Origin of the sequence: Streptomyces sp. NRRL S-340 (genome assembly GCF_000720185.1) — a bacterium.
GTDB lineage: Bacteria > Actinomycetota > Actinomycetes > Streptomycetales > Streptomycetaceae > Streptomyces.
In genome coordinates this window covers 202,403-227,701 of record NZ_JOIY01000003.1, presented here as the reverse complement: position 1 = coordinate 227,701, position 25,299 = coordinate 202,403, and the positions used below count along the sequence as shown (strand labels likewise).

At 74.4% G+C, this 25,299-nt stretch carries 24 protein-coding genes; 15 read left to right on the top strand and 9 right to left on the bottom strand.

The features are described from left to right. The first annotated feature begins 118 nt into the window (after window positions 1-118). A complete protein-coding gene (locus IG64_RS03245) occupies window positions 119-1,678 on the top strand; it encodes a UbiD family decarboxylase (protein WP_078883754.1) in 1,560 nt (519 codons plus the stop codon). 66 nt (window positions 1,679-1,744) lie between these two features. On the opposite strand, the gene IG64_RS03240 is transcribed toward IG64_RS03245, so the two are convergent. Then, window positions 1,745-2,794, bottom strand: a complete 1,050-nt coding sequence (locus IG64_RS03240; RefSeq protein ID WP_037851594.1) for an aldo/keto reductase — start codon at window positions 2,792-2,794, stop codon at window positions 1,745-1,747. A gap of 147 nt (window positions 2,795-2,941) precedes the next feature. On the opposite strand from IG64_RS03240, the gene IG64_RS03235 reads away from it, so the two are divergent. Beyond that, the gene (locus tag IG64_RS03235; protein ID WP_037851593.1) at window positions 2,942-3,538 is read left to right on the top strand and encodes a TetR/AcrR family transcriptional regulator; all 597 of its coding nucleotides are present in this window, start codon (window positions 2,942-2,944) and stop codon (window positions 3,536-3,538) included. Window positions 3,539-3,655: 117 nt separating this feature from the next. Here the strand turns inward: IG64_RS03235 and IG64_RS40060 are convergent, their stop codons facing one another. Further along, a complete protein-coding gene (locus IG64_RS40060; RefSeq protein WP_051812313.1) occupies window positions 3,656-4,327 on the bottom strand; it encodes a S8 family serine peptidase in 672 nt (223 codons plus the stop codon). Here IG64_RS40060 and IG64_RS03225 point away from each other — a divergent pair. After that, window positions 4,302-4,574, top strand: coding sequence for a hypothetical protein (locus tag IG64_RS03225; RefSeq protein ID WP_037851591.1), 273 nt, complete (start codon window positions 4,302-4,304; stop codon window positions 4,572-4,574). The two genes, IG64_RS40060 and IG64_RS03225, sit on opposite strands and share 26 nt — an antisense overlap. A gap of 90 nt (window positions 4,575-4,664) precedes the next feature. Here the strand turns inward: IG64_RS03225 and IG64_RS03220 are convergent, their stop codons facing one another. Continuing rightward, a complete protein-coding gene (locus IG64_RS03220) occupies window positions 4,665-5,591 on the bottom strand; it encodes a CAP domain-containing protein (protein WP_037851589.1) in 927 nt (308 codons plus the stop codon). Between the two features lie 696 nt (window positions 5,592-6,287). Here IG64_RS03220 and IG64_RS03215 point away from each other — a divergent pair. The 5 genes from IG64_RS03215 to IG64_RS03195 all read left to right on the top strand — a co-directional run bounded on the left by IG64_RS03215 (window position 6,288) and on the right by IG64_RS03195 (window position 11,280). Continuing rightward, the gene (locus IG64_RS03215; protein WP_037851586.1) at window positions 6,288-6,671 is read left to right on the top strand and encodes a VOC family protein; all 384 of its coding nucleotides are present in this window, start codon (window positions 6,288-6,290) and stop codon (window positions 6,669-6,671) included. A 379-nt stretch (window positions 6,672-7,050) separates the two neighbouring features. Further along, window positions 7,051-7,806, top strand: a complete 756-nt coding sequence (locus IG64_RS03210) for a (5-formylfuran-3-yl)methyl phosphate synthase (RefSeq protein WP_037851583.1) — start codon at window positions 7,051-7,053, stop codon at window positions 7,804-7,806. Window positions 7,807-7,812: 6 nt separating this feature from the next. Continuing rightward, window positions 7,813-9,216 (top strand): aldehyde dehydrogenase family protein, encoded by a 1,404-nt coding sequence (locus IG64_RS03205; RefSeq protein WP_037851582.1) that lies wholly within the window; start codon window positions 7,813-7,815, stop codon window positions 9,214-9,216. A gap of 2 nt (window positions 9,217-9,218) precedes the next feature. Next, window positions 9,219-10,322 (top strand): NAD(P)-dependent alcohol dehydrogenase, encoded by a 1,104-nt coding sequence (locus IG64_RS03200; RefSeq protein WP_037851580.1) that lies wholly within the window; start codon window positions 9,219-9,221, stop codon window positions 10,320-10,322. Between the two features lie 52 nt (window positions 10,323-10,374). After that, window positions 10,375-11,280: a class I SAM-dependent methyltransferase gene (locus IG64_RS03195; protein WP_037851579.1), complete on the top strand. Its 906-nt coding sequence runs from the start codon at window positions 10,375-10,377 to the stop codon at window positions 11,278-11,280. A gap of 73 nt (window positions 11,281-11,353) precedes the next feature. Here IG64_RS03195 and IG64_RS03190 read toward each other — a convergent pair whose 3' ends face one another. The 3 genes from IG64_RS03190 to IG64_RS03180 form a co-directional block, all read right to left on the bottom strand. Then, window positions 11,354-12,088, bottom strand: coding sequence for a S1 family peptidase (locus IG64_RS03190; protein WP_037851692.1), 735 nt, complete (start codon window positions 12,086-12,088; stop codon window positions 11,354-11,356). Between the two features lie 222 nt (window positions 12,089-12,310). Then, a complete protein-coding gene (locus IG64_RS03185) occupies window positions 12,311-13,183 on the bottom strand; it encodes an HD domain-containing protein (protein ID WP_051812311.1) in 873 nt (290 codons plus the stop codon). A 123-nt stretch (window positions 13,184-13,306) separates the two neighbouring features. Continuing rightward, window positions 13,307-13,945: a ScbR family autoregulator-binding transcription factor gene (locus IG64_RS03180; protein ID WP_037851578.1), complete on the bottom strand. Its 639-nt coding sequence runs from the start codon at window positions 13,943-13,945 to the stop codon at window positions 13,307-13,309. A 110-nt stretch (window positions 13,946-14,055) separates the two neighbouring features. On the opposite strand from IG64_RS03180, the gene IG64_RS03175 reads away from it, so the two are divergent. The 5 genes from IG64_RS03175 to IG64_RS03155 all read left to right on the top strand — a co-directional run bounded on the left by IG64_RS03175 (window position 14,056) and on the right by IG64_RS03155 (window position 20,343). Continuing rightward, window positions 14,056-15,012 carry a ScbA/BarX family gamma-butyrolactone biosynthesis protein gene (locus tag IG64_RS03175; protein ID WP_037851576.1) on the top strand — a complete coding sequence of 319 codons (957 nt, stop codon included), beginning with the start codon at window positions 14,056-14,058 and terminating at the stop codon, window positions 15,010-15,012. Window positions 15,013-15,280: 268 nt separating this feature from the next. After that, a complete protein-coding gene (locus tag IG64_RS03170; protein ID WP_037851575.1) occupies window positions 15,281-16,051 on the top strand; it encodes an HAD family hydrolase in 771 nt (256 codons plus the stop codon). 174 nt (window positions 16,052-16,225) lie between these two features. Next, window positions 16,226-17,938 carry a PucR family transcriptional regulator gene (locus IG64_RS03165; RefSeq protein WP_037851573.1) on the top strand — a complete coding sequence of 571 codons (1,713 nt, stop codon included), beginning with the start codon at window positions 16,226-16,228 and terminating at the stop codon, window positions 17,936-17,938. A gap of 308 nt (window positions 17,939-18,246) precedes the next feature. Then, the gene (locus IG64_RS03160) at window positions 18,247-19,623 is read left to right on the top strand and encodes a diaminopimelate decarboxylase (RefSeq protein WP_037851571.1); all 1,377 of its coding nucleotides are present in this window, start codon (window positions 18,247-18,249) and stop codon (window positions 19,621-19,623) included. Between the two features lie 51 nt (window positions 19,624-19,674). Further along, window positions 19,675-20,343 (top strand): AAA family ATPase, encoded by a 669-nt coding sequence (locus tag IG64_RS03155; RefSeq protein WP_051812307.1) that lies wholly within the window; start codon window positions 19,675-19,677, stop codon window positions 20,341-20,343. Between the two features lie 132 nt (window positions 20,344-20,475). Here the strand turns inward: IG64_RS03155 and IG64_RS03150 are convergent, their stop codons facing one another. Beyond that, entirely contained in the window at window positions 20,476-21,207 is a 732-nt protein-coding gene (locus tag IG64_RS03150) for an SDR family NAD(P)-dependent oxidoreductase (RefSeq protein ID WP_037851569.1), read from the bottom strand. Window positions 21,208-21,562: 355 nt separating this feature from the next. Next, a complete protein-coding gene (locus IG64_RS03145) occupies window positions 21,563-22,381 on the bottom strand; it encodes a helix-turn-helix domain-containing protein (protein ID WP_037851567.1) in 819 nt (272 codons plus the stop codon). Between the two features lie 305 nt (window positions 22,382-22,686). Here IG64_RS03145 and IG64_RS03140 point away from each other — a divergent pair, with 305 nt between their 5' ends. After that, entirely contained in the window at window positions 22,687-23,667 is a 981-nt protein-coding gene (locus IG64_RS03140; protein WP_234438368.1) for an MBL fold metallo-hydrolase, read from the top strand. Window positions 23,668-23,958: 291 nt separating this feature from the next. Beyond that, window positions 23,959-24,687: a CDP-alcohol phosphatidyltransferase family protein gene (locus IG64_RS03135; RefSeq protein ID WP_420709873.1), complete on the top strand. Its 729-nt coding sequence runs from the start codon at window positions 23,959-23,961 to the stop codon at window positions 24,685-24,687. On the opposite strand, the gene IG64_RS03130 is transcribed toward IG64_RS03135, so the two are convergent. Continuing rightward, a complete protein-coding gene (locus IG64_RS03130; protein WP_037851563.1) occupies window positions 24,647-25,126 on the bottom strand; it encodes an adenylyltransferase/cytidyltransferase family protein in 480 nt (159 codons plus the stop codon). The genes IG64_RS03135 and IG64_RS03130 overlap by 41 nt on opposite strands. Window positions 25,127-25,299: the final 173 nt, after the last annotated feature.

Genomic DNA, 25,299 nt, shown 5'->3' with positions numbered 1-25,299 from the left:
GACGGCATACGAGATGCTCAGGAGTCTCGTGGGCTCGGAGATGTGTATAAGAGACAGACCCTTGACCGGCCACCCCTGGCCGGCCTCACATCCAGACGAACAGGAGCCCGCCCGCGCCATGACCACCCATTCCTTCCCCGGCCCCGCCCCCCGCACCGGCCGTGACCTCGACCCTGCCCCCGGCGCCTCCCAGCGCCCCGCTCCCGACCCCGCCCTCGACTTCCGGGCCTTCGTCGCACGGCTGCTGGCCGACGGCGATGCGGTGGAGATCGGCAGGAGCGTCGATCCGCACCTCGAAGTGGGCGCCGTGACCCGTCGGGCGTACGAGACCGGCGCACCCGCCCCCCTGTTCACCTCCCTCACCGGCGCCGCCCCCGGCCACCGCGTCCTGGGCGCCCCGGCCGGACTGGGCGACCCCCGGTCGGGTGCCGCCCACGCGCGGCTCGCCGCGCACGTCGGGCTGCCCCGCGACGCCGGTCCGCGGCGGATCGTGGAACACCTCGTCGCCGCCCTGCACGCGGACCCCGTCGCGCCGGTCGAGGTCGCCACCGGGCCGTGCAAGCAGAACGTCCGCACCGGTGACGACGTCGACCTGGAACTCTTCCCCGTACCCCTGCTCCACCAGGAGGACGGCGGACGGTACTTCGGCACCTACGGCTTCCACGTGGTGCGCACCCCGGACGGCTCGTGGACGAGCTGGTCGGTGGCCCGCACCATGCTGCGCGACCGCACGACCCTGGTCGGTCCCGCCATGCCGCAGCAACACGTCGGCATGATCCGCGAGGCGTGGCGCGAGGAGGGCCGGCACACGCCGTGGGCGATGGTCCTGGGCGCCCCGCCCGCGGCGCTCGCGGCCGCGGGGATGCCGCTCCCGGCGCACGTCGACGAGGACGGCTACGTCGGCGCGCTCACCGGCAGCCCGGTCGAGGTGGTCCGTACCGAGACGAACGGACTGTACGTGCCCGCCAACGCCGAGATCGTCCTGGAGGGCTACCTCAGCAGCGACGAGACCGCCCCCGAGGGGCCGATGGGGGAGTACCACGGGTACGCGTTCCCCGACGGCAAGGAGCAGCCCGTCTTCCACGTCGAGGCGGTCACCTACCGCGACGACCCGATCCTGCCGGTCTGCGCGGCCGGGGTGCCGCCGGAGGAGAACCACACGATCTGGGGCACCATGATCGCGGCCGCCGCCCTGGACGTGCTGCGCGCCGCCGGGCTGCCGATCACTCTGGCGTGGTGCCCCTACGAGGCCGCCACCTGCTGGCTCGCCGTCTCCGTCGACCGCGCCCAGCGCGTGGAACTCGGCCTGGGCCGGGGCGCGTTGATCCGTTCGATCGCCGACGTGCTGTTCGCCTCGCACGCCGGATGGCTGGTGCCCAAGGTGATCGTCGTCGACGACGACATCGACGTCACCGACATCGGCCAGGTCGTCTGGGCGCTCGCCACCCGCAGCCACCCGGACACCGGCCACCACACCTTCCCGCAGGCCCCCGGCATCCCGATGGTCCCCTACCTCACCCCCGAGGAGGTCCGCGCCGCCCGGGGCGGCAAGTCGGTCACGGACTGCCTGCTGCCGGACGGCTTCCGCGGCACCACCGCCTCCTTCCGTACGTCGTACCCCCGCGAACTGCGCGAGCGCGTGCTGGAGAACTGGACGGGCTACGGCTACGACGCCTGACGTTCCGTGAGGTGCGGGGCCGTGCCGGGCCGGCGGGGGCGGGACGAACGGGCCGACCCGGGTGGCTCACCGGGCGGCGGTGCGGCGGCGGCGTGCCGGGTCGGCCAGGACGGCCGCGTGGTAGCCCGTGTCCTCGGGGTTGAGGTCGGTGCCCGGCGCCACGATGCGGTCGACGCGGTCCAGCACGGCGGGCTCCAGGACGATGTCCGCCGCGCTCAGATGGTCGCGCAGGTGCGCGGCGGTACGGGGGCCGACGACCGCCGCGGTGACCGCGGGGTGCGTGGTGACGAACGCCAGCGCCAGCTGGATCAGCGTCAGGCCGGCCTCGTCGGCCGTGCGGGCGAGTTCCGTGGCGGCGTCCAGCTTGGCCTGGTTGCCCGGCACGTCCAGGTCGTAGTGGGAGAGCGTGGTGCGGAAGGGCATGGTCCGGGTGCGGTGGCTGGACGGACCGGCCCCGTCGCGGCGCCAGCGGCCGGAGAGCCACCCCCCGGCCAGCGGGCTCCAGGCCAGCACCCCCATCCGGTACGTCTCGCAGGTGGGCAGCACCTCGGCCTCCACACCCCGGGCCAGGAGGGAGTACGGCGGCTGTTCGCACACGAAGCGCTCGCGCCCGCGCCGTTCGGCGGTCCACTGCGCCTGGACGATCGCCGAGGGCGCGAACGTCGAGGACCCCGCGTAGCGGATCTTGCCCGCGCGGACGAGATCGGAGAGCGCGCCCAGGGTCTCGTCGACGTCGGTCGCCGGATCGGGCCGGTGCACCTGGTACAGGTCGATGTGATCGGTGCCCAGCCGGCGCAGACTCTCCTCGCAGGCCTGCGTGATCCAGCGCCGCGAGGCGCCGCGCCGGCCGGGGCCGGGACCCATCGGGCTGGACACCTTGGTCGCCAGGACGACCTCGTCGCGCCGTCCGGCGATCGCCTTCCCGACGATGACCTCGGACTCGCCGTCCGCGTACACGTCGGCGGTGTCGATGATGTTGACGCCCGCGTCGAGCGCGGTGCGGATGATGCCGACCGAGTCGTCGTGATCGGGGTTCCCCCACTTCCCGAACATCATCGCGCCCAGGCAGAGCGAGCTGACCTGGACTCCTGTACTGCCCAGCGTGCGGTACCGCATGACGTGGGTGCCCCTTTTCGTGGTCGCGGCGGTGCGACGGGCGGACGGCGGCAATCTGCTACCGTCCGACACAAGCGGAGTCGACTCCGCTTGGCCGCCACCGTAAGCGGAGTCGGCTCCGGACAGCAAGCCGAGAGGAAGAACCGCATGCCTGATCCGTCCGGCCGTCGCGTCCGGGCCGACGCGCGGGCCAACGAGGACAAGCTGCTCGCCGCCGCCGCCCTGGCGTTCGCGCGGGACGGCGCCGCCGCGACCCTGAAGCAGATCGCCGAGGACGCGGGTGTGGGGATCGGCACCCTCTACCGGCGCTTCCCGACCCGTGAGCAGCTCGTCGACGCCACCTACCGCTACGAGACCGCCCGGCTGTGCGCCCGGACCTCGCCGCTCCTGCGCGACCTGCCGGCCGACCGGGCGCTGCGGGCATGGATGTCCGAGGTGCTGGACTACCTCGCCGCCAAGCACGGCATGGCGGAGACGCTCAAGGCACTCCTGCGGGACGACGAACGGCTCGGTTCGCAGACGCGCGCGCAACTGACGGACGCCGTCGAGGAGTTCCGTCTCGCCGCCGTCGCTCAGGGAGCGGTCCGCGAGGACGTGGCCTCCTCCGACATCCTCATGGCCCTGGCCGGTGTCACCCTCGCGGCCGGGGACGTCCGCCAGCGCGCACAGGCCGAGCGGCTGCTCGACCTGCTCATGGACGGCATCACCCGCCCCGGCCGGTGGCGCGCAGCGACCGGGTCCTGACGGGACGTCGCACGCACGGCGGGTACCCGCCCCGCCGCCCCGCCGGCTCGCCGCCCCGCCGGCTCGCCGGCCCGGCGGGCGGCGGCCGGGTGGTGCGCGCCCGACGCGGGCCGAGCGTCAGGGCGTTCCCGGGCGCCAGCCCCTGCGCCGGCCCCGGGCGAACGTGAACCCGGCGAGGGCGGTCAGGAGGATCGCGGCCACGGCGGCGACCGCCACGACCACGGCGGTGCCACGGCCCCGGTGGGAGGCGCGGGCGGGAAGCGCGAAGGAGGAGGGAGACGTGGCCGCGGAGGGCGTGGCGGCGCCGGGGGCCGGGGCGTTGACCGCTGCCGACGGGTCTACGGTGCCCGCGCCCACGAACGCCCGGCCCGCCGTCACCATGGGGTACGCCGTCGTGAGCAGCCGCGCCCGCACCTGGGCGGGCGTCGACTCCGGGTGCGCCGCGCGGACCAGGGCCGCCGTGCCCGCCACGAACGCCGTCGCCAGGTCGGCGCCGCTGCCCGTGAAGTGGCCCGGACCTCCCGGTCCGACACTCATCACCGCCTCGCCGGGCGCCGCGATGTCCGGTGCCGTGCTCGGCGCGGTCCGCAGGCCGGGGACGCCGCCGGGCCCCAGCGACGCCACCGCCACGACCTGCGGGAGCGCCGCGGGATAGGCGGGCCGGGCCGGGTCCGGCGAGGCGGTGCCCGCGGACGGGCCGGGCGGTGCGCAGGCGGGCGCGACGACGAGCGCGCCGCGCCGGGTGGCGTCCCGGACGGCGGCCGTGAGCGCCGCGCCAGCGGCTCTCAAGCACGTCGGCGGCGATCCGTCGTACTACACCCTGCACAACGGGTCGAGCGCGAGCGCGGCGACACTGACCGGGTTCAGCGTCGACCAGGTCGGCCACCGGGGGCAGTGGGTGGCGTCACCGGCGGTGAGGATCACCGACGGTGTCCTCGCGGTGAAGCTGCACGACCGGGGCAAGGACTGGAACTCCTCGGGCGCGACGGACGCGCATCACGCGGTCGACGCGGTGCGCGCCGAGTGCAGCGCCTGAGCGCCGGGGGCGGGGCGCCGGGCCGGCCGGGCGGCGGCGGTCGCCGGGCCAGGCCCTCGCCGGCCCGCGCGGCCGCCGGACGGGCGTCGTTCAGCGGCTGGTCGCGAAGTCCTGCGTCCAGTACGCGCCGGGCTGGGCCAGGCCGACACCGATCTCCTTGAACGAACAGTTGAGGATGTTGGCCTTGTGGCCGGGGCTCGCCATCCAGGCCGCCATCACCTGTTCCGGGGTGGAGTACCCGTAGGCGACGTTCTCGCCGTACGTGCTCCAGGCGTAACCCGCGGCGGTGATGCGGTCGCCGGGGGCGGACCCGTCGGAGCCGGTGTGCGACATGTTCTGGTGCGCCGCCATGTCCTCGCTGTGCGCCTGGGCGGCCGCGGCCAGTGTGGGGTCCGCGGTCAGCGCCGAGCAACCGGCCTTCGCCCGCTCGGCGTTGACGAGTTCCAGGACCTGGGCGGCGACGGCGGTGGGCGCCGTCGTACCGGTCTGCGGGCCGGCGGAGGCGGCCGGGGGAGCGCCGGCGGGCGCGGTGGCGGGTGCCGGGGAGGCGGAGGCCGTGGTGGGGGCCGTGGGTGCGGCGGAGGCCGTGGTGGGGGCCGTGGAGGCCGCGGTCGGGGCCGCGGACGCGGTGCTCCTGTGCGGAGTGCCGAGGGAGAGGGGCTTGCCGGACCTCACCGCTGTCTTCCGCGGGCGCGGTGAAGCCGTGCCCCTGACGCTCCTGGGGCCGGACGGGGTCGCGGTGTGCCGGGAGGCCCCGTCCTCGTGGGCGGTCGCGGTCGGTGTCTTCGAGGGCGTCGTCCCGCCGCCCCGCGTACCGCTCCCGGCGTCGTCCCACGCGCTCGGATTCCACTGGACCTCGGCCGTCCTGTCCGCGACGTGCTGCGACGGGTGTGTTCCGCTGCCCGGCCAGCCGCAGGCCAGTGCGGCGGACGGGACGCCGACGGCTCCGGCGGCGACGGCGGCGACGGCGGCGATGGCTATCCGCCGGTACTGCTGATGCTTGCGATGCTTGCCCATGCGTGACCTCACTCGGTGGTCGCCGAGCGCCTTCGACCGGGCGGCTCTTCGGGAGTCCGCCCCTGAACTGCGGCGATGTCTTCGGGTCGTCATCTTGGGACGACGGTGAGCGGCGACGCAAAGGTCTTCGCTACTACCCCGGCTCGTAGATCGTCGCGGTCCTTGCGGAGCCGAAGGGGAACATGCTGATCACGTCGTCCGCCCAGGTGCGCACGCCTGGCCCGGCGTCAGGAGCCCCTCCCGGGCGGGAGAAGAAAGAGAAGGGCTGAGCGGTGGTCAGCGCCCCTGGCGACCGCGCCGAGCACCTGTACCAAGCCGGACAAGTCCCCCATGTCGCCAGAGCGTCCACTACTATCGCTGGTGCGTAGTAGCGGAATGCGTTGTGATCGATGTCACGTAGCGGTGGCCGTGCCGCAGAGTGGCGGGCAAAGTCAGGCGCTCGGAGGCGATGCGCGGACGCGGTCAGTCGACCGGGCGGCGGGCAGGGCGAGTTGAGGCCGGCCGCTCGATGCCGGGCGGGACCGGCCAAGCACCCCGGGCGCTGTCGCCCCGGCTGTCCTCGACCGCTGACCGGCACGACCGGGGGCCTGCCGACGGCGACCGTCGCGGCCCCCGCCCGGGGCGGGGCGGGCCTACTGCCAACCCCCCGGGAAACAAGGCCGTGTTCGCCCCCGGCGGCCGAGTACGCTGGCGGGCATGGCATGCCGCATCAGCGAACTGGTTCTCGACTGCGCCGACCCCGAGCGGCTCGCCGCGTTCTGGAGCGAGGTCCTCGGTTACGTCGAACTCGGCCGTGAGGAGGACGGGAGCATCGAGATCGGGCCGCCCGGCGTCGGCTTCGGCGGTCCGCAGCCCACCCTCGTCCTCAGCCCCGGTGGCGCCCCGCGGCCCGGGAAGCTCCCGCTGCACATCGACGTCAACGCCACCGACCGCGACCAGGACGCCGAGCTGGAGCGGTTGCTCGCCCTGGGCGCCAGGCCCGCCGACGTCGGCCAGAGCGGCACCGAGAACTGGCACGTCCTGGCCGACCCGGAAGGCAACGAGTTCTGCCTCCTGCGCACCCGGCTCAAGCCCCTCTGACCGGACCCCTCCCACCTCGGCGGCCCGCGGGCGCTGCCGCCCCTGCCGGTGCCCCCTTGCGGGGCGGCGACCCATCGAGGCCGGTGACCTCTTCCGGACCGATGACCCCTCGCGGGCAGGAGCACCCCGGACCGGTCCGGCCCGCGCCGGAGCGCCGGGACCGCTCCGGCGCGGGCCGCGGCAGGTGCCGGTACCGGCCGCCGGCCGGTTCCCGCCGGTGCGCACGGCGCACTGCGAGCGCCGTGGGGCGCCCCGAGAGGACTCCGCGCGCCCTACCGGTGCCCACGGACGCGGGAAATGATGAGCACACCGCACGGGAACCGGACGAGCCGCACATCTGAGCCCCGGCCGGGCGGACCCGCGGTGGAAGGAGTCCACGTTGTTGCTTCTCATCTCCCCGGACAGTGTCGAGGAGGCCCTCGACTGCGCGAAGGCGGCGGAGCACCTCGACATCGTCGATGTCAAAAAGCCCGACGAGGGCTCGCTGGGCGCCAACTTCCCGTGGGTCATCAGGGAGATCCGCGACGCGGTCCCCGCGGACAAGCCGGTGTCCGCGACCGTGGGGGACGTCCCGTACAAGCCCGGCACGGTGGCCCAGGCCGCGCTCGGCGCCGTCGTCTCGGGAGCCACGTACATCAAGGTCGGGCTCTACGGCTGCACGACGCCCGACCAGGCCGTCGAGGTCATGCGCGGGGTCGTCAGGGCGGTGAAGGACCACCGGCCGGAGGCGCTCGTCGTCGCCTCGGGCTACGCGGACGCCCACCGGATCGGCTGCGTCAACCCGCTCGCGCTGCCCGGCATCGCCCACCGCTCCGGTGCCGACGCGGCCATGCTCGACACCGCGGTCAAGGACGGCACACGGCTGTTCGACCACGTCCCGCCGGACGTCTGCGCCGAGTTCGTCCGGCTGGCCCACGAGCACGGTCTGCTCGCCGCTCTCGCGGGCAGCGTCAAGCAGGCCGACCTCGGCCCGCTGACCCGGATCGGCACCGACATCGTCGGGGTGCGCGGGGCGGTCTGCGAAGGCGGCGACCGCACCGCCGGGAGGATCCAGCCCCACCTGGTGGCCGCCTTCCGGGCGGAGATGGACCGGCAGGCCCGGGAGCACGCGGTCGCCGGCACCCCGGCGAACTGATCCGGCATGCCGACCTTGGAGCGCCGTCCTCCGGCCGATGTCCCGGGCGGGTGTCTCGCCGTCGTCGACCCGGCCACGGGTGAGGCCTTCGGCGAGGCTCCCGATCAGCGGCCGCAGGAGCTGGACGCCGTCGTCGAACGGGCGCACCGGGCCTGGCTCGGCTGGCGGGACGAGCCCGCTGCCCGCGCCACCGCGCTGCGCGCGGCGGCCGACGCCGTGGAGGCGGCCGGTGCCGAACTGGCCCGGTTGCTCACCCGGGAACAGGGCAAGCCCCTGGCCGAGTCGTCCGCGGAGATCGCCCGCACCGCGGCCCGCCTGCGGTACTTCGCCGAAACGGCACCGCAGCCCCAGCGGATCGACGACGGCCGGCCGGTGCACAGCGAGATCCGCTGGCGGCCGCTCGGGCCCGTCGCCGCCATCGTGCCGTGGAACTTCCCCCTCCAGCTCGCGGCGGCCAAGTTCGCGCCCGCGCTCGCCGCGGGGAACACGATGGTGCTCAAGCCCTCCCCGTTCACGCCCCTCGCCACCCGGCTGCTGGGCTCCGTCCTCGCCAAGGCCCTGCCGAAGGACGTACTGACCATCGTCACCGGCCGTGAACCCCTCGGTGCCCGGCTCGCGTCCCACCCCGGAATCCGCCACGTCACCTTCACCGGCTCGGTCCCCACCGGCCGGGCCGTCGCCGAGGGCGCCGCGGCCTCGCTCGCCCGGGTCACCCTGGAACTGGGCGGCAACGACGCCGCGCTCCTCCTGGAGGACGTCGACGTGGAACGCATCGCGGACAAGCTGTTCTGGGCCGCGTTCCGCAACTGCGGACAGGTCTGCATGGCCGTCAAGCGCGTCTACGCCCCGGCCCGGCTCCACTCCGAGGTGGTGGAAGGCCTCGCCCAGCGCGCCAGGTCCGTCACCGTCGGCCCCGGTCTCGACCCGGACACACAGCTGGGTCCGGTCAACAACGCCCCCCAGCTGGCCCGGGTGGAGGCCTACACGGGCAAGGCGCTGGCGGACGGCGCCCGCGCCGTGGCGGGCGGCCACCGGCTCGAGCGGCCGGGCTACTTCTTCGCTCCGACGATCCTCACCGACGTGCCGCCCACCAGCCCCGTGGTGACGGAGGAGCAGTTCGGTCCGGTGCTGCCGGTGCTGCCCTACCGGAACCTCGACGAGGCCCTCGAGGCGGCCAACGGCACCGGTTTCGGGCTGGGCGGCTCGGTGTGGGGCACCGATCTGGACCGGGCCGAGGCCGTGGCCGGCCGTCTGGAGTGCGGGACGGCATGGATCAACCACCACGCCGAACTCTCCCTCGCCCAGCCGTTCGCGGGCGCCAAGGACAGCGGCGTCGGCGTCGCGGGCGGACCGTGGGGCCTCTACGGGAACCTCCGGCCGTTCGTCGTGCACCGCCCGCGGGAGGCGTGACCATGAGATTCGGCGCGGCCGTACTGCGGTCGTACGAGAGACCGTTCGAGGTCGAGGAGGTGGTCCTGCGGGAAGGCCCGGCGGACGACGAGATCCTGGTCGAGATCGCGGGCTGCGGGATGTGCCGCACCGATCTCGCCGTCCGGCGCTCGGCCGGCCGCAGCCCGCTGCCGGCGGTCCTCGGCCACGAGGGCGCCGGGATCGTGGTGCGGACGGGCGGCCCGGACAGCGCGCTGAGCGTCGGCGACCACGTCGTGCTGAGTTTCGACTCCTGCGGACACTGCCGCAACTGCAGGGCAGCCGCCCCCGCCTACTGCGACTCCTTCGCCTCCCTCAACCTCTTCGGAGGACGCCAGCAGGACCCGCCGCGGTTCACCGACGGGGCCGGGGGAGCACTGGCCCCCCGCTGGTTCGGCCAGTCCTCGTTCGCCGAGTACGCCCTCGTCCCGGCCCGCAACGCCGTCCGGGTCGACCCCGCCCTGCCCGTCGAACTGCTCGGACCGCTCGGCTGCGGCTTCCTCACCGGCGCGGGAGCGGTGCTGAACGTCTTCGGCATCGGCCCCGGTGACACCCTCGCCGTCTACGGCGCGGGAGCGGTGGGCCTGGCCTCGGTGATGGCGGCCACCGCCGCCGGCGCGTTCACCGTGGCCGTCGACCGGCACCCCGAACGGCTCGCCCTGGCCGAGCGGTTCGGCGCGATCCCGCTGTCCGCCGCGTCGGCCGGGCTGCCCGACCGCATCCGTCGGCTGACCGACGGCGGCGCGCAGTACGCGCTGGACACCACGGCCTCCGCCGCCCTGATCAACGACGCCCTCCGGGCGCTGCGCCCCACCGGCCGCCTCGGCCTGGTGGCACGGCTGCACACCGCGCTGCCGCTCGAACCCGGGACACTGGACCGGGGCCGCGGCATTTCCCACATCTGCGAGGGGGACGCCGTGCCGGGGCTGCTGATCCCCCGCCTGACCGGGCTGTGGCAGGCCGGGCGGTTCCCCTTCGACCAGTTGATCCGCACCTACCCGCTCGCCGACATCAACGAGGCCGAACGCGACTGCGAGGCGGGTCGCGTGGTCAAACCCGTCCTGATCCCGCACAGAAGAAACCGGTGAACGGCGGTCCCGGGCAGCAGACGGGCCCACCACTCTCGTCAACGGAGGAAACATGGTCGGTACGGCGCCGCAGAACACCGGCGAGGACGGCGTGGACGCGGGGGTGGGCCTGACCGCACTCCTGGTCGCCGCGGCACGGGCGATCGAGACCTACCGCCCCGACAGCCTGGCACGGGACGTCTACGCCGAGCACTTCGTGCGCGCCGCGCCCGCGTGCGCGGCCTGGCCGGTGCGCACGCACCAGGTACCGGACGGGGACGGGAACCCGCTGTGGGGGCGCTTCGCGCGGTACTTCGGTCTGCGCACGAGGGTCCTCGACGACTTCCTCCTCGACTCGGTCCGCGCCGGAGCCCGCCAGGTCGTGCTGTTCGGGGCGGGGTTGGACACGCGGGCCTTCCGGCTGGACTGGCCGCCCGACTGCGTGGTCTACGAGATCGACCGGGAAGGCGTGCTGGAGTTCAAGCACAAGGTGCTCGCGGAGGTGTCGGCCGCCCCGAAGGCGGCGCGTGTGACGGTGCCGGTCGACCTGCGGGCCGGCTGGGTCGCGGCGCTGACCGACGCGGGCTTCGACACGGCCGCACCCAGTGCCTGGCTGGCCGAGGGACTGCTCTTCTACCTGCCGAGCGCCGCCGAGACGTACCTCATCGACATGGTGGACCGGCTGAGCACCCCAGGCAGCGCCCTGGCGTACGAGGTCAAACTCGAGAAGGACCTGCTGGAGTACCGCGACAGCCCGCTCTACACGGCGACGCGGCAGCAGATCGGCATCGACCTGCTCCACCTCTTCGACAAGGGCCCCCGGCCCGACTCCGCGGGTGATCTGGCGGGCAGGGGCTGGTCCACGTCCGTCCACACCCCCTTCGAGTTCACCCACCGGCACGGGCGCGGCCCGCTCCCCGAGCAGAACGACGCGCTGGAGGGCAACCGGTGGGTGTTCGCGCACAAGACCCGGCCGTGACACCCGCCGGACCGCGGAGGAGACCGGTCCGGACCGCACCCGGCGCGGGCCGCCCGGCCCCGTCACAAGGCGGCTAACGCCTGGTGACCGAGCGGATCCAGGCCAGTTGCCGGGAGACCTCCCCGGCCTCGGCGATCTCCTGCCGGTCGGAACCGTCGAAGACGCCGAGGAGGGTTTCGCTGCCGCGGGGGCCGGCGCTCATCACGGGGCCACCGGAGTCGCCCCCGGCGGGAATGCCGGACACCTTCTCCATGCAGAAGTCGGAACCGCCGGGGGCGGTGAAGCCGTCGCAGCGCGGGTCGTCGGGCCGTACGACCCGAAGGACCGACTGCTTGAGCACGGGGGACTGGCAGGCGTTCTCGTCCCCCGTGCAGGTGGCTCCCCACCCGTACTGCCGCACCACCTGCCCCCGGCGGACCCCGGCCGTGGCCAGGCGTGCCGCGCGGACCTTCATCGGCGGGACCTTGATCAGCATCATGTCGGCGTGCGCACTGTCCACGCGCCTGCCGGGCAGCGGACGGACCGTGGTCCCCTTGCGCATGTCGAGACTGCCGACCCGGAACGAGATCCGCTTGTCGGCGACCGGCTGCCCCTGCTCGAAGAAGCAGTGCGAGGCGCTGATGATCCACTGCCGTGTGATCGCTGTCCCGGTGCACACCGGTGCGCCGTCGACGAGCATGCGCACCGCCCACGGACCGTAGCCGCTCCTGGACCCGCCGATGACGGCACCGGCCGGCGCGGATACCGCCACCGATCCCGCCACCAGCACCAGGACGATCGACAGCAGCACCCGAACTCGGCGTACCATCAGGAACATCCCCTCTCACCGCCGCACGGCCCGTACGGGTGGTGAGATGCCCTGCGGGGCCGGGGGGTTCCGCTTCGCGCGCCGAAGAACCCGGACGAGCGCCGGGGTGGTCCGGGAGCGAGTGCCTCGGTGCCGGCGGATCGCTCTGAGGACGCCCGCCCAGCGAACGGCCTTACCCGGCAAGGGAGTTCCCCAGGCCGTCTCCGGCAAATGGGCGCGGCCCTACTCCGCGAAGGGCGCGGCCAGCACCAGGTCCTCCACCGTGGGCACCGGGAAGCCGGGGATGTGGCGGCGGCCGACCTCGGCGAAGGGATGCATCAGGACCGACATGGGCTTGGTGCGGCACAGCGACAGCATGGTGCTGACCGCGTCCTGCTTGAAGCCCTCCCTGGGGAACGCGTCGAGGATCTCCTCCAGGGTGCCGGAGGGGATCTTCTGCAGGTCGTTCCCGGCGAAGTCGAGCCCGGACCCGACGGAGACCATGGCGATCTCCGGCCTCTTGCGCGTCGCGATGCCCACGTTGGTGTGCAGGGCGATCGCGTCCCAGACGACCTCCACGCGCGAGGCCGGCATGCGCTGCTCCCGCAGGAAGCGCCGGGCGGCGTCGGCGCCGTCGACCTCGAAGCGCTCGGACGGCGTCCGGTACGCCTCGACCAGCCCCAGGTCGTGGAGGACCGCGGCGACGAAGGCGAGTTCGCGGTCGTAGGAGACCCCGCGCTGGTCGAACAGGACGCAGGCGTAGAGATACGTCCGCACGACGTGGTTGAAGAGGGTCGGGGAGGAGGCGCTCTGCGCGAACGCCGCGGCCTTCTGGGCCACTTCGCTGCGCGGGATGCGGATGCCCGCCACCGTCCGGGGCAGTGAGCCGGCGTCCTGCGGGGTGCCACGGCCACCCGGCGCCGACGCCGGCCGCGCGGCCGCCGCGGCCGGCGCAGCGGACACCGCGGTGGCGAACGCGGACGTCAGGCCGATCGCGGCGAACCCGATCCCGGCCCCCACGCCGCGCCCCAACGCGGTGCGCCGAGAGACGTTGTTCCCGTCGTGTTCCCTGCCGTTGTTCCCGTCGCGCTTTTCCGTGTTGTTCTTCTCAGACATGTGAAAGGCCTTCTCATCGGCGGTCGGGCAGCTGATGAGAAAAGCCTAGGAAGGGCGTCGAACAGCCGACAGAGGCGAAAATGCCGAGAACCCCCTGATTCTCGCCAGGCGCGGGGCCGTCCCTCACCGGGTCAGGGACGCGGAGTCGTCCCTGACCCGGGCCAGCAGGGCGCCGGGCGCCGGGACGGCTTGCAGGCCCGGAAGGACCAGGTGCCACAAGGCGGTCAGACGGTCCTCGATCAGGCGCCGCTCGTCGAGCGCGTCGGACACCGTGTGCACGCCGAAGAAGGCGGAGACCAGGGTCGCGGCGTCCCGGCCCGGATCGGCCGCGGCGGCGAGCGTTCCTTCCGCACGGGCGCCGGTGAGCAGGCGTTCCACCGTGGCGATCCAGTCGACGAAGGGAGGGGGCATCTCCACGTCGATCGACCGGCGTTCGGCCCACAGGCGCGCGCCGGCGCGCACGAGCACGTCGTCACGGAACGCCCGTGCGACCGCGAAGCTGAGGCGGACGAGGTTCTCCAGCGCGGGCGCGCCCGCGGTCTCGTTGCGGGCGATCAGGACGGGCCAGGTGGCGAAGTGCGCCTCGACCACCGCACGCGCCAGTTTCTCCTTGCCGGCGTAATGGAAATAGATGGCGCCGCTGGTCCGTGCGGAGCGTTCGCTGATGTCGGCGATACTGGTCGCCGCGTACCCCCGTTCGAAGAACAGGTGCGCGGCTGCCTGCAATACCGCCCTGCGGGTGTCTTCCGCCCGTTCGTGCACGCGTGTTCCTTGCCCTTGGGGGAGATCGCGAGGGGGAATATAGCCCATTCGCGGGAATGCCGGGAAGGCTCGACGTGCACACCGCACAATCGTCTTATTAGCATTCCGTCATGGGCTCCGGACGCAGTTCGCGCGCGCCGCGTGTCTCGGACGGGCCACAGGACTGTGGCGCCGGTGAGACGTGCCTGACGCCGTCCAGCTGGTCCCGTACCGTCCCCCGCGAACTCGTCCACCGCGTCTCGGTGGCCGAAGTGCTCCTGACCGATGTACGGCCCTGCGGCCGCCGTGCCTTCTGCGCCGCCGCGGTGTGGCCGCGTTCGCACCCGACCTTCCCCCGCGGGCCCGACGGCAGGCACAGCCCGTGGATGGTCGTCGAGACCGTGCGCCAGCTCGGCCTCTACGTCCCGCGGCGCCACTTCGGCGTCCCCGCCACCGACAGATCCCTGATCGACGACGTCTCCTACCGGATCGACCCGGCCCGCGAACCGCGAGCGCCCCACGGTGCCTCGGAGATCACGTGCCGGGTCACCGTCACCGACCTGGTCGAGGCACCCGGCTCCGGGCGGGTGGCAGGGATGCGGCTGCGCGCCGACTTCCTCACCGGGCGGCAGGTGTTCGCGCGTGCGGACGGCGGGGCGCGGTTCCTGACGGCCGAACGGTACGCCGCCGTCCGCCGGTCTGCGGACCCCGGTCCGCCCCGGTCCGCCACCGGCCGCCCGCGTCCCCAGCCGGCCCTGCTCGGCACCGCGTCGGAGGCGGACGCCCTCATCGCTCTGCACGACGGCGCCCTCGTGGTGGACCCGGCCGACACCCACCACCCGTTCCTGTTCGACCACGAGACGGACCACGTCCCCGGGATGGTCCTGCTGGAGGCGGCACGGCAGGCCGTCGCCCTGCGCAGCGGCGGGCGCCTGACCCGGCCGGTCGGCGGGCGGATGACCGCCTCGCGGTTCACCGAACACACCCCGCCGGCCGTCGTGCAGGGCGCCGTCCAGGGCCGTGTCGCGGTCTTCCGCTTCCGTCAGAACGGCGCGGTGACGGCCAAGGGCGTGCTCCGCTACCCGTGAGACGTCACCCACATGTGCGTATTGCACCGGCACACTCCTACCGGCGAGCCGGTCGAGCGTAACGTTCATTATGTTTCCGGATGCGGAGACAGGGCGGCGCTCTCCCACCGCGCCGTCCTCCCGCCCGTCACGGCCGCCGGCCGGCTGCGACAGCCCGGCTTCGCGCTCTCGCCCGGCGGAGCCCCGCGGCAGCCGGGCCCGGGCCCGCGCACGGGCGCCTCACCCCCCACCCATCCCGATGGCACCCACGCCAAGAACGGCGAAGCACATGACGAAACACCACACGCTCGACCCCGACTGGGCACCCGACGCCGTCGTCTTCGACTGCGACGGCACACTCGTCGACTCCGAACGGCACTGGGAACGCGCCCGCGGCGTCGTCCTGCGCGGCTTCGGCCACGCGCCCGGACCGGAGTTCGCCGAGCGGACCAAGGGCCTGCACTACATCGAGTGCGGAGCCCTGATGGCCGAGTTCATCGGCAGACCGGACTGCGCGCAGGAGCTGGCCGAACAGCTCCTGGCCGCCTACCGTGCCCTCGTCGCACGCGACCCGGCGCCCATGTCGGGCGCACGGGAACTCGTCACCGTCCTGAGCCGCAGGGCCCCCCTCGCCGTGGCCAGCAACTGCCCGGCCGACCTGGTGGAGTTCAGCCTGGAGTCGGTCGGCCTGCGCCACCACTTCCAGCACGTGGTCGTCCCCGAGGGGCCCATCCGGCCCAAGCCGTACCCGGACACCTATGCGGAAGCCGTACGGCGTCTGGGCTCGGACGGCGCGAACGCGCTGGCGGTGGAGGACTCGGTCAACGGGCTCCGAGCGGCCAAACGCGCCGGACTGCGCGTGGTGGGGGTCGGTTCCCGCCCCAGTCCGGACGCCCTCGGCCTGTCCACGTTGTGGGTCCGTGACCTGGAGGACCCCGGCCTCCTGGCCTGGGCCAGCGGTCTTCCGAACACCGCACACAGGCGCTCGCGCGCCCCGTTCGAACCGAACGTGCCACCGCCGGGCGGCCCGCCCGACACGGACGCCGGCGCCCTGCGCTGACGCGTCCGGCCGCCGGGCGCCCCCGCCCCGGCCGTGACGACGGTGCGCGGCGTCCGGGCGCGGTGACCGTGCGCGGGCCGAGTCCGGTGACGGGGCGCGGCGGCCGAGTGCGGCGGCCGTGCGCGGTGAAGCGGCCCCGACGCTCCGTCCTCCCGGCCGCAACATAATGGGGGGATGGATCGCGAGCCGACCCCGCACCCCGGCGGTCCGACGCTGGCCCACCTCCTCACGCTGGCCGGACCCGGGCTGCTCGACGTGGTGGCCGCACCGCTCGGCACCGACGTCCCGGTCGCCGACGTGACGGTGCACGACGTCGGCGAGGAGCGCGACGACGGCTGGACGGCGCCCGGCCACGTCCTGCTCACTCCCGGAACACCGGCCGACTCCCCGGAAGCGGTGGACGTCCTGCGCGCCGCCGAGCGGGCCGGGGCCGCCGCCCTGGTGCTGCGCCCCGGCGCCCGCAGGCTCCGCACGGCCCTGGCCGAGGCGGCCGCCCAGGGCCGTACCGCCCTGCTGATCCGCTCCCCGGACACCGGCTGGACCGAGGTGCTCGGCCGGCTGCGCACGGCCCTGGTGGCCGGCGACGCCACCGCCCCGCCCCCGGCGGATGGCCTGCGCCTGGGCGACCTGGCGGGGCTCGCCAACACGGTGGCCGACCTGGTCGGCGGTGCCATCACCATCGAGGATCCGCGGTCGCGGGTGCTGGCCTACTCGCGGCTGGAGCACGGGGCGGACCCGCTGCGCACACTGACCATCCTCGGCCAGGAGGTGCCCCGCTGGAGGGTCGCGGAACTCCGTGAGCGGGGTTTCTTCCAGGCGCTGTGGAGCAGCGGCGACGTGGTGCGCCTGCCCGCCGACGACCGCTACGCCGAGCGGCTGGCCATCGCGGTCCAGCACGGTGGTGAGGTGCTCGGGTCCCTGTGGGCCGCCGCCGACGGGCGACCGCTCGCCGCGGACGCCGCCGCGGCGCTGAGAACGGCCGCGCGCGCCGCCGTGCCGCACCTCGTGCACCACGAGACATGCGGGAGGGAGGAGGCCGGGCGCCGCGAACAGGCCGTACGGGACCTGCTGGAGGGCCGCCCCGGCGCGCAGCGGACGGCGCGCGCGCTCGGCGTGCCGCCCGAGGGGCCGTACACGCTCCTCGTCGTCGAGGTCCACGGCACCCGGGACCCCGCCGGCCCGGCGCCCACGGGTCCGACCGGCACCGGGCGGTCCCGCCCGGCCGCGCCGGCCGGCGCACCGCCGGGGGACGCCACCGGCCACCGGGTGCTGGACATGCTCGCCCTCCAGGCAGCCGCGTACCTGCCGGGCTGTGTGACCACCCGCTCGGACGGCAGGTTGTTCGTCCTCGTGTCCACCCCCGGCGGCGCCGGGGCGAACCCGGCGCGCCGTCTGGCCGCCACCGTCCGCTCCCTGCCGCACAGCGTGGTCTTCGCGGGGGCCGGACGGCAGGCGGCGGACCTGTCGGAGGTGGCCGCGTCCCGCGCGTCCGCCGAGCTGGTGGTACGGGTCCTGCGCGAGCGGGCGGCCAGGGCGCCCGGCGGCTCCCCGGCGTCGGCCTGCGCGGCCTATCAGGAGGTCGCCGCCGAGGCCGCCCTGCTCCAGGTGCTCGACCGCATCGAGCCCCTGTGGCAGGGCACGCCGAGCCCGGTGCACGCGATGGTCGCGCACGACCGGGCGCACGGTTCCGCGTACGGCGACTCGGTCGCCGCGTACCTCGCCGAGTTCGGCGACACCCGTGCCGCCGCGCTCAGCCTGAACGTGCACCCCAACACCCTGCGCTACCGGTTGCGCCGGGCCCGTGAACTGTTCGGCGTCGACGTGAGCGACCCGGCGGGCCGGCTGCTGGCGGACCTCGGCCTCCGCCTCGCCCGCCGCGACGGCTGACCCGGCGCCCTGACGCCGCCGCGGCGGCAGGGTTCCTCGGCGACGGGGGACGACGACGGCGGCCGGCGGCTTCCTGCAACGGTCGCGGACGGACGGCGAAGGAGACGGGCGGCCGCCGCCCGGCGGTGATCGTTCCTTCGTGGGACGCGACGACACCGAGGCCGTTCCTGGTCGCGGCGGACGATGACGCGTCCGGCCGCCGCACCGCAAGCTGTCCCTTGCGGCCGGAGCGCGCCCGGTGGACCGGCGGGACGTGTGGCGCGCGGCCGCGGCCCGTCGTACCACGGATCTGTGAGGTGTGATTCCACGTGACTTCCGCTTCGGCCCGACGGCGGCGCACCACCCGGGAGGCGGCCCTGGCCGCGGCTGTCGGGCAGGGACTGCTGGACGCCCGGTCGCCCCTGATCGGCCTCCTGGACGTGGACGGTGTCCTCGCCGCCGTCGACAGCCTGCGCGACGCATTCCGGGGCCCGGCCCCCGTCCAGCACACCTTCGCCGCCAAGGCGTGTTCACTGGTGCCGGTGCTGCGCCTGCTCGCCCGGGCCCACATGGGCTGTGAGGTGGCGTCCCCGGGCGAGCTGGAGCTGGCGCTGGAGGCCGGCTTCCGCACCGACCGGCTGGTGTTCGACAGCCCGGCCAAGACGGTCGCCGAACTGCGGTTCGCGCTCGACCACGGCATCGCGGTCAACCTCGACAACTTCCAGGAACTCGCCCGCGTCGACGCCCTGCTGGCCGGCCGACCGCCCGCCGGACCGATCGGTCTGCGGGTGAACCCGCAGGTGGGGGCGGGCGCCATCGGAGCGATGAGCACCGCGACCACCACGTCCAAGTTCGGCATCGCCCTGCGCGACGAGGGAGCCGTCCGAGCCGTGACCGAAGCCTTCGCGGCCCGCCCCTGGCTGACCCGCCTGCACGCCCACGTCGGCTCCCAGGGCTGCCCGCTGCCGCTCATCGCGCAGGGCGTGCGCGCGGCCCACGAACTGGCCGAGCACATCAACGCCACGCTCGGCCGCCGCCAGGTCACCGGACTGGACATCGGCGGCGGGCTGCCGGTGGACTTCGACAGCGACGAGGACCGGCCCGCCTACGCCGACTACGTCACCGAACTGCGCGCCGCCGTCCCCGAGTTGTTCGACGGCCGCTACAGCCTGGTCACCGAGTTCGGCCGCTCGCTGCTCGCCAAGAGCGGCACGATCGCCTCGCTCGTCGAGTACACCAAGTCCGCCGGGGGACGGCGCATCGCCGTCACCCACGCGGGCGCCCAGGTCGCCACCCGTACCGTGTTCATGCCCGGCTCCTGGCCCCTGCGGGCCGGGGTGTTCGACGCCGCCGGCCGCCCCAAGCAAGGGGCGACGCAGACCGTCGACATCGCAGGCCCCTGCTGCTTCGCAGGTGACCTCACCGCCGTGGGACGCGAACTACCGGCCGTCGATCCCGGCGACATCGTGGCCCTCTACGACACCGGCGCCTACTACTTCTCGACCCACTTCGCCTACAACTCACTGCCGCGTCCGGCCGTCCACGGCTACCGTACGGACGCGGACGGACGGATCCGTTTCGCCCTCGTACGCGAGGCGCAGAGCGTGCGCCAGGTCGTCGAGGAGAGCGGCGCCGCGCACGCCGACGCCCTCGTCGGCCTGCTCGGCGCGAACGGTCCCGGACACCCGGACGGGGCCGCCGTCTGAAACGGCCGGGGCCGTGGCCCCGACGCAGGTTCCCCCTCGGATCGGAGGACGATGCAGTCAGGACCGTACGAAGTCGGCGCCGAAGCCGCCGGGCTCGCCGCCCGGCTGCGGCACGTCTTCTGGATCGGTGGGGGGAGCGGTGCGGGCAAGTCGACGGTCGCCCGGCGGCTCGCCGGCCGCCACGGCTGGCGTCTGTACGCGACGGACGACGTGATGCGGGACCACGCCGGGCGGACCACTCCCGAAGAGGCGCCCTGGCTGCACCGGTTCATCGCCATGGACATGGACGAGCGATGGGTGAACCGGACTCCGCACGTCATGCTCGAGACGTTCCACTGGTTCAGGGGCGAGGGCTTCGGCCTGATCGTCGAGGACCTGCTGCGCCTGCCGCGGGAGCCGTGCGTCGTCGTCGAGGGATTCCGCCTGCTGCCGCACCTAGTCGAACCCCTGCTGGCCGCCCCCGAACACGCCGTCTGGCTGCTTCCCACGCCCGAATTCCGCGCATCAGCCTTCCGGAGCCGGTCGGTGCCGGGGGAGGGGTTCGTGTGGAGGACCGGTGACCCCGCGAAAGCCGGCCGTAACCTCGCCGAACGCGACCGTTTGTTCACCGGACGCCTCAAGGAGGAGACGGCACGGCTCAGGCTGCGCGCCATCGACGTGGACACCACCATGACGGAGGACGATCTCACCGAGCGGGTCTCCGCGTCGTTCCGCCTCTGACGCCGAGCCCGGCCGTCCCGCGCGCTCCGCCTCCGGCCGGTCACCCGCATCGCGGGGGCGGGCGGCGGGGGCAGGGTGCCGGCGCCGGCGCGGGGCATCGTGCGGCGCGGGCGCCGCTCGGGCGGGGGAGGATCAGGTGAGTACGGTGCCCGTCTCGTCGGCCAGTGTCCGCAGGAGACGGTCCTGGAACGTCTCGTCGTGGACGGCGGGGTGCGGCCGCACCAGCCGGCGGTGGTACCAGTACCCACCGCTGGTGCGCAGAGCCTCGGGGTCCTCCCCGGCGGCCAGCCACTGCTGGGTGCGGTGCCCCAGCTCCAGATCGTCCGGCGCGCCCGGTCCGCCCATCCTGGTGGGCACCCAGCCCGGATCGACGGCATTGCTCGGCACGGCGGGCCGCAGACGTGCCACCGCCGCCGCGAGCACCGTGACGAACAGCTTGCTGTCGGCGTACGAGCCCGCGCTCGCGCCTGTCCAGTCGACCCCTTCCAGCGACGGACGCCCGCTGAAGTGCGAGCTGCTGCTGAGGTACACCAGCCGGCGTGGAGCGCGCAGCAGGGCCGTGAGCAGGTAGGGCGCGACGACGTTGACCGGCATGACCGCCGGTCCGCTCCACACGCCGGCGTTGTGGACGACCGCGTCCAGCGGCTCGGCGTCGTTCAGCTCGGCGGCGACGCGGCGCACGGCGTCCCGCTGCGTGAAGTCGGCCACGATCAGGTGCGCCCCGCGGCCGACCAGCGGGTCCAGCACCGCCCCGCGCTCGCGGCTGCGGGCGTGCACGACCACGTCATGGCCCTCGGACAGCAGCGCCTCGGCCGCGGCGCGCCCCAGTCCGTCGGTGGAACCGGTCACCAGGATCCGGCTCATGAGCCGGGCAGTGCGTCGGCATGCCCGACGCGGGTCGGTCCGTGGCTCGTCCAGGCGGTCATCCGCTGGTCTCCCTCGCGATCTCTCCGGCCGCTCCCACCGCGCGCCCGTGGAGCCGCCCGGTGGAACCGTTCCCCGCCAGGATTCCTCAGCACGCCCAAGAGTGCTGGGCGGGCGGGGCTTCGCGGGTACCCCGGGAAGCCGGGCCGGGGAGGCCGGAGAGGGCGGGGTCGCGCTGGTTCTCCGCCCCGGCGAAGCGGGGCGGAAAGGCGGGCGGGCGCAGGGGCGGCCAGGATGTCCCGCCGACCGGTGCACGCGACCGCGGTCCCGCCCGCGACGCAGGGCGGGCCGCGCGTCACGCTCCGCCGGACGTCAGCAGGGTGCGCAGCCGGCCGGGAGGCATCCCCACCGCGCGGCGGACGGCGCGGGTCATGTGGGACTGGTCGGTGTAACCCAGCTCGCGGGCCAGCCCCGCCAGGTCGCGTTCGCCCTCGTTGAGCCGGTCCAGGACCCGGGCCAGGCGCAACCGGTCGCGGTGGGCGCACAGCGTGCTGCCGGTGACGGCCGTGAAGACCCGGCTCAGGTGGTGCGGTGACGCGCCCACGACCCGGCTCAACGCCTCCAGTCCGACCGTCGGCCGGGCTGCCAGCACGGCACGGGCGTCGTCTGCGAGACGCCGGCGCGCGGCGGCGGAGGCGGGCCGGCCGGAGGCGACGCGGTCCGGCGCGAGCCGCGCGAACACCGCCGCCGCGAACAGGGCCGTCCGCTCGGCGAGTTCGAAGCCGTCGGCGTCCCGGCGGGCACGGGACAGCAGCAGCCGGTGCGCGAGGGCGAGTTCCGGCGTCACCATGACCAGGCCTTCCGGGACCGTGGGATCGCCGCCCAGCAGATCCGCGACCCGGGGCTCGGACAGGACGATCTCGGTGAACGTGTCGGGGCCCAGGGGATGCGCGAACTGCTGCTCCGAACCGAGGCGTTCGACGAACACGCTGGCCGCGTCCAGCACGTGCTCGACCCCGTCGGACCGGCCGCGCAGCACCCCGTCCCGGACCAGCACCAGACCGAACACGGGGGCGGGACGCAGCGGCGACCAGCCGCGCGTCGTACTGCCGCAGCGCACGTCGGCGAGATGAACGTCGTCCTCGCGCAGGTACACCCGCCGGTCCCCGGACATGGGGACAGCCTAGGCCCCTGTCCGGCGGATCATGCCCCGGGCGCGTGGGCCGGCAGCCCGCCTGCGGCGTTGTCGTCACTCGCCGGCGCTCCTTGTCGACTCCCCTCCGCCCTGCGGCTGCAAGCACCAGCGCCCGTCGGCCTGGACCGGCCGGGCTGAGTTCGCTGCGGTCCGGTCCGCCGGACAGACCCTGGACCCGCCCCTTGCGCGCCCCCCTGCGAACCGGACACGAACGTACAAGCCTGCGTGCACCGGCCCGCCGCACGATGTCGGACAGGATGCACCGACGCCACGAGGGAGAGACCATGACCGACCGCCGCGTTCCGGACGGCGCCCAGACGACGCACCCCTCCACGAGCCGCCGCCGACTCCTGCGGGGCGGTGCCGCCGCGGGTATCGGCGCGCTCACCGCGTGGGCCGGCGCGGGCGGCTCCGCCGACGCGGCCGAGCCCCGCCGTGCCGCGCGCACCGCGCACATCGTCGCCCGCCGCACGGGCCCCTACGAGGTGCTCGCGCTGCTGGACGCCCACGGGACCTTCCCCGGCAAACGGCAGAACTGGTTCCCCGACGCGGGCGAGGCGGACTGGGCCCGCGCGAAACGGCTCGATCCCGCCGCCTTCGGTCCGGACGACACGTGGGAACTCGACTTCCGCTGCTACGCCGTCCGCAGGCCCGGCGGCCGGGTCACCCTCGTCGACACCGGCATCGGCCCGGCCGGCAGCCCCGCGTCGCCCTGGGCGCCGGTGCCGGGCCACCTGCCCGCGGTCCTCGCGCACGCCGGCATCGAGCGGGACGACGTCGACACCGTCGTGCTGACCCACCTCCACGAGGACCACTACGGCTGGACGGTCGACACCACCGGCACCCCGGTGTTCCCGGACGCCCGCCATGTCGTCCAGCGGACGGAGATCGCGGCCCTGGCCGCCGACGACAGCGCCATGGCCTACGTGGTCGAGCCTCTGCGCCGGGCCGGTCTGCTCCACGGGATCGACGGGCGGGTCAGAGTGCAGGGCGGGCCGGGCGGCCCTGCACTGACCGCCGTACCGACACCGGGACACACCGCCGGACACCAGTCCGTGCTGGTCGAGGGCGGCCGGGAACGCGTCGTGATCACCGGTGACGTCCTCGTGCACGCCGTCCAACTGGTCGCGCCGAGCGTCGCGTACGGGCTGGAGAGCGACCAGGCCACGGCCCGCCGCACCCGCCGAAGGCTCCTCGACGACGCCCGCGCCCGCGGCGACCTCCTGGCCACCGCCCACCTCAACCGCCCCTTCCTGCGCCCCTGATCCGGGCCCCGGGCCGACCGGCGGCCCGACGGGCGGCGCGTCCGTGCGGCGATGCGCGACCGGGGGCGCGTCCGTGCGCCGTCCCCCCACCGGGGGTGAGCCCGTGCGCCCCACCAAGATTCGGGAGTGGGCCCGTGCACCGCACCGCGTCCGGAAGCGCCTTTGTGCGGCAGCGCGGCGGCGCCGTCCGGTGCGGCGCGGCTTCGGCCCCGATCTTCCGCGCACGCCCCGGCGCCTGTGATGATGGGCGCAGGGGAGCGACCGGTGGGGTCGTGAGGTCCGGGGGGATCGATGAGCAGCATGACGGGTGCGACGTCGGCGCTGACGCGGCTGAAGTCCGCGCAGAAGAGCGCCAAGGGCGTCTCGCTGTATTCGCGGTTCGTGAACCGGCCCGCGGGCCGCTACCTCGCCGCGGGGGCGTACCGGCTGAACCTGACGCCCGACCAGGTCACCTTGGTCAGCGCGGCGTTCAGCTTCGCGGCGGTCGCGGTGGCGGCGCTCGCCGCGCCCACCTGGAGCGCGGGTGCCGTCGTGTGGCTCGGCCTCGCGGTCGGTTTCGCCTTCGACTCCGCCGACGGACAGCTGGCCCGGCTGCGCGGCGGCGGCAGCGCGGCCGGCGAGTGGCTCGACCACGTGGTCGACTGCGCCAAGATCACCGCGCTGCACACCGCCGTGCTGATCTCCTTCTACCGCCACCCCGGCCACTTCGGGACCGCGGCCGACGGCTGGCTGCTGGTGCCGCTCGGCTTCCAGCTCGCCGCCGTCGTCACGTTCTTCGGCGGACTGCTCACCGAGCAGCTCAAGCCCAAGGCGGCCCCGGGCGGCGGAGCCGAGCCCTCCACGGCGCGGGCCGTCGCCCTGCTCCCCGTCGATCACGGGGTGTTCTGCCTGGTCTTCCTGCTGCTCGGCGGTGGCACGGCCTTCCGGTGGGCCTACACCGCCCTGGCCGTCGCCGCCGCGCTCTTCCTCGCCGCCTTCCTCACCAAGTGGTTCCGGGAACTGTCCGCGCTTCGGCGGTGAGCCGCGTACCGCCGAGCGCGTCGATGGCGCGCCGCAGCTGGGTGCTCGAGGTGTGCACGGTGTACGGGAAGTAGACGACGTCCACGCCGACCGTGGCGAAGTCCCGCTCCAGCCGTTCCCCCTTCGGCGTGTCGCGCCAGTCGTCGCCCTTGAACAGCACGTCGAAGCGGACCTGCTTCCACGTCTGGAGCTTGTCCGGCACGGTCTCGACGAACGCCGCGTCCACGTACTGGATGCTGCGGACGATCTCCAGCCGCTCCACCAGCGGGATCATCGGCACCCTGCCCTTGGCCTGCGCGACCATCTCGTCGGAGACCACCCCTGCCACCAGGTAGTCGCACCGGGCACGTGCGTGACGCAGGATGTTCAAGTGCCCGATGTGGAAAAGATCGTAGGCGCCCGGTGCGTAGCCCACGCGGTACGGCTTGCTCGACGGCACAGATGCCCCCCTCGTTCGATGACGGCCCCCAGGGCGCGCCCCCTGTGCGGGAGGGCGCGCGAACTTTGACGATAGCGTTCATGTCCGGTGCAGGAAGGGTGAACAATCAGGGTGATTCCTGGTTCACTGCACGACAGGGCGAGGGCCGGGGGGCCCGCGAGACGCCGACAGAC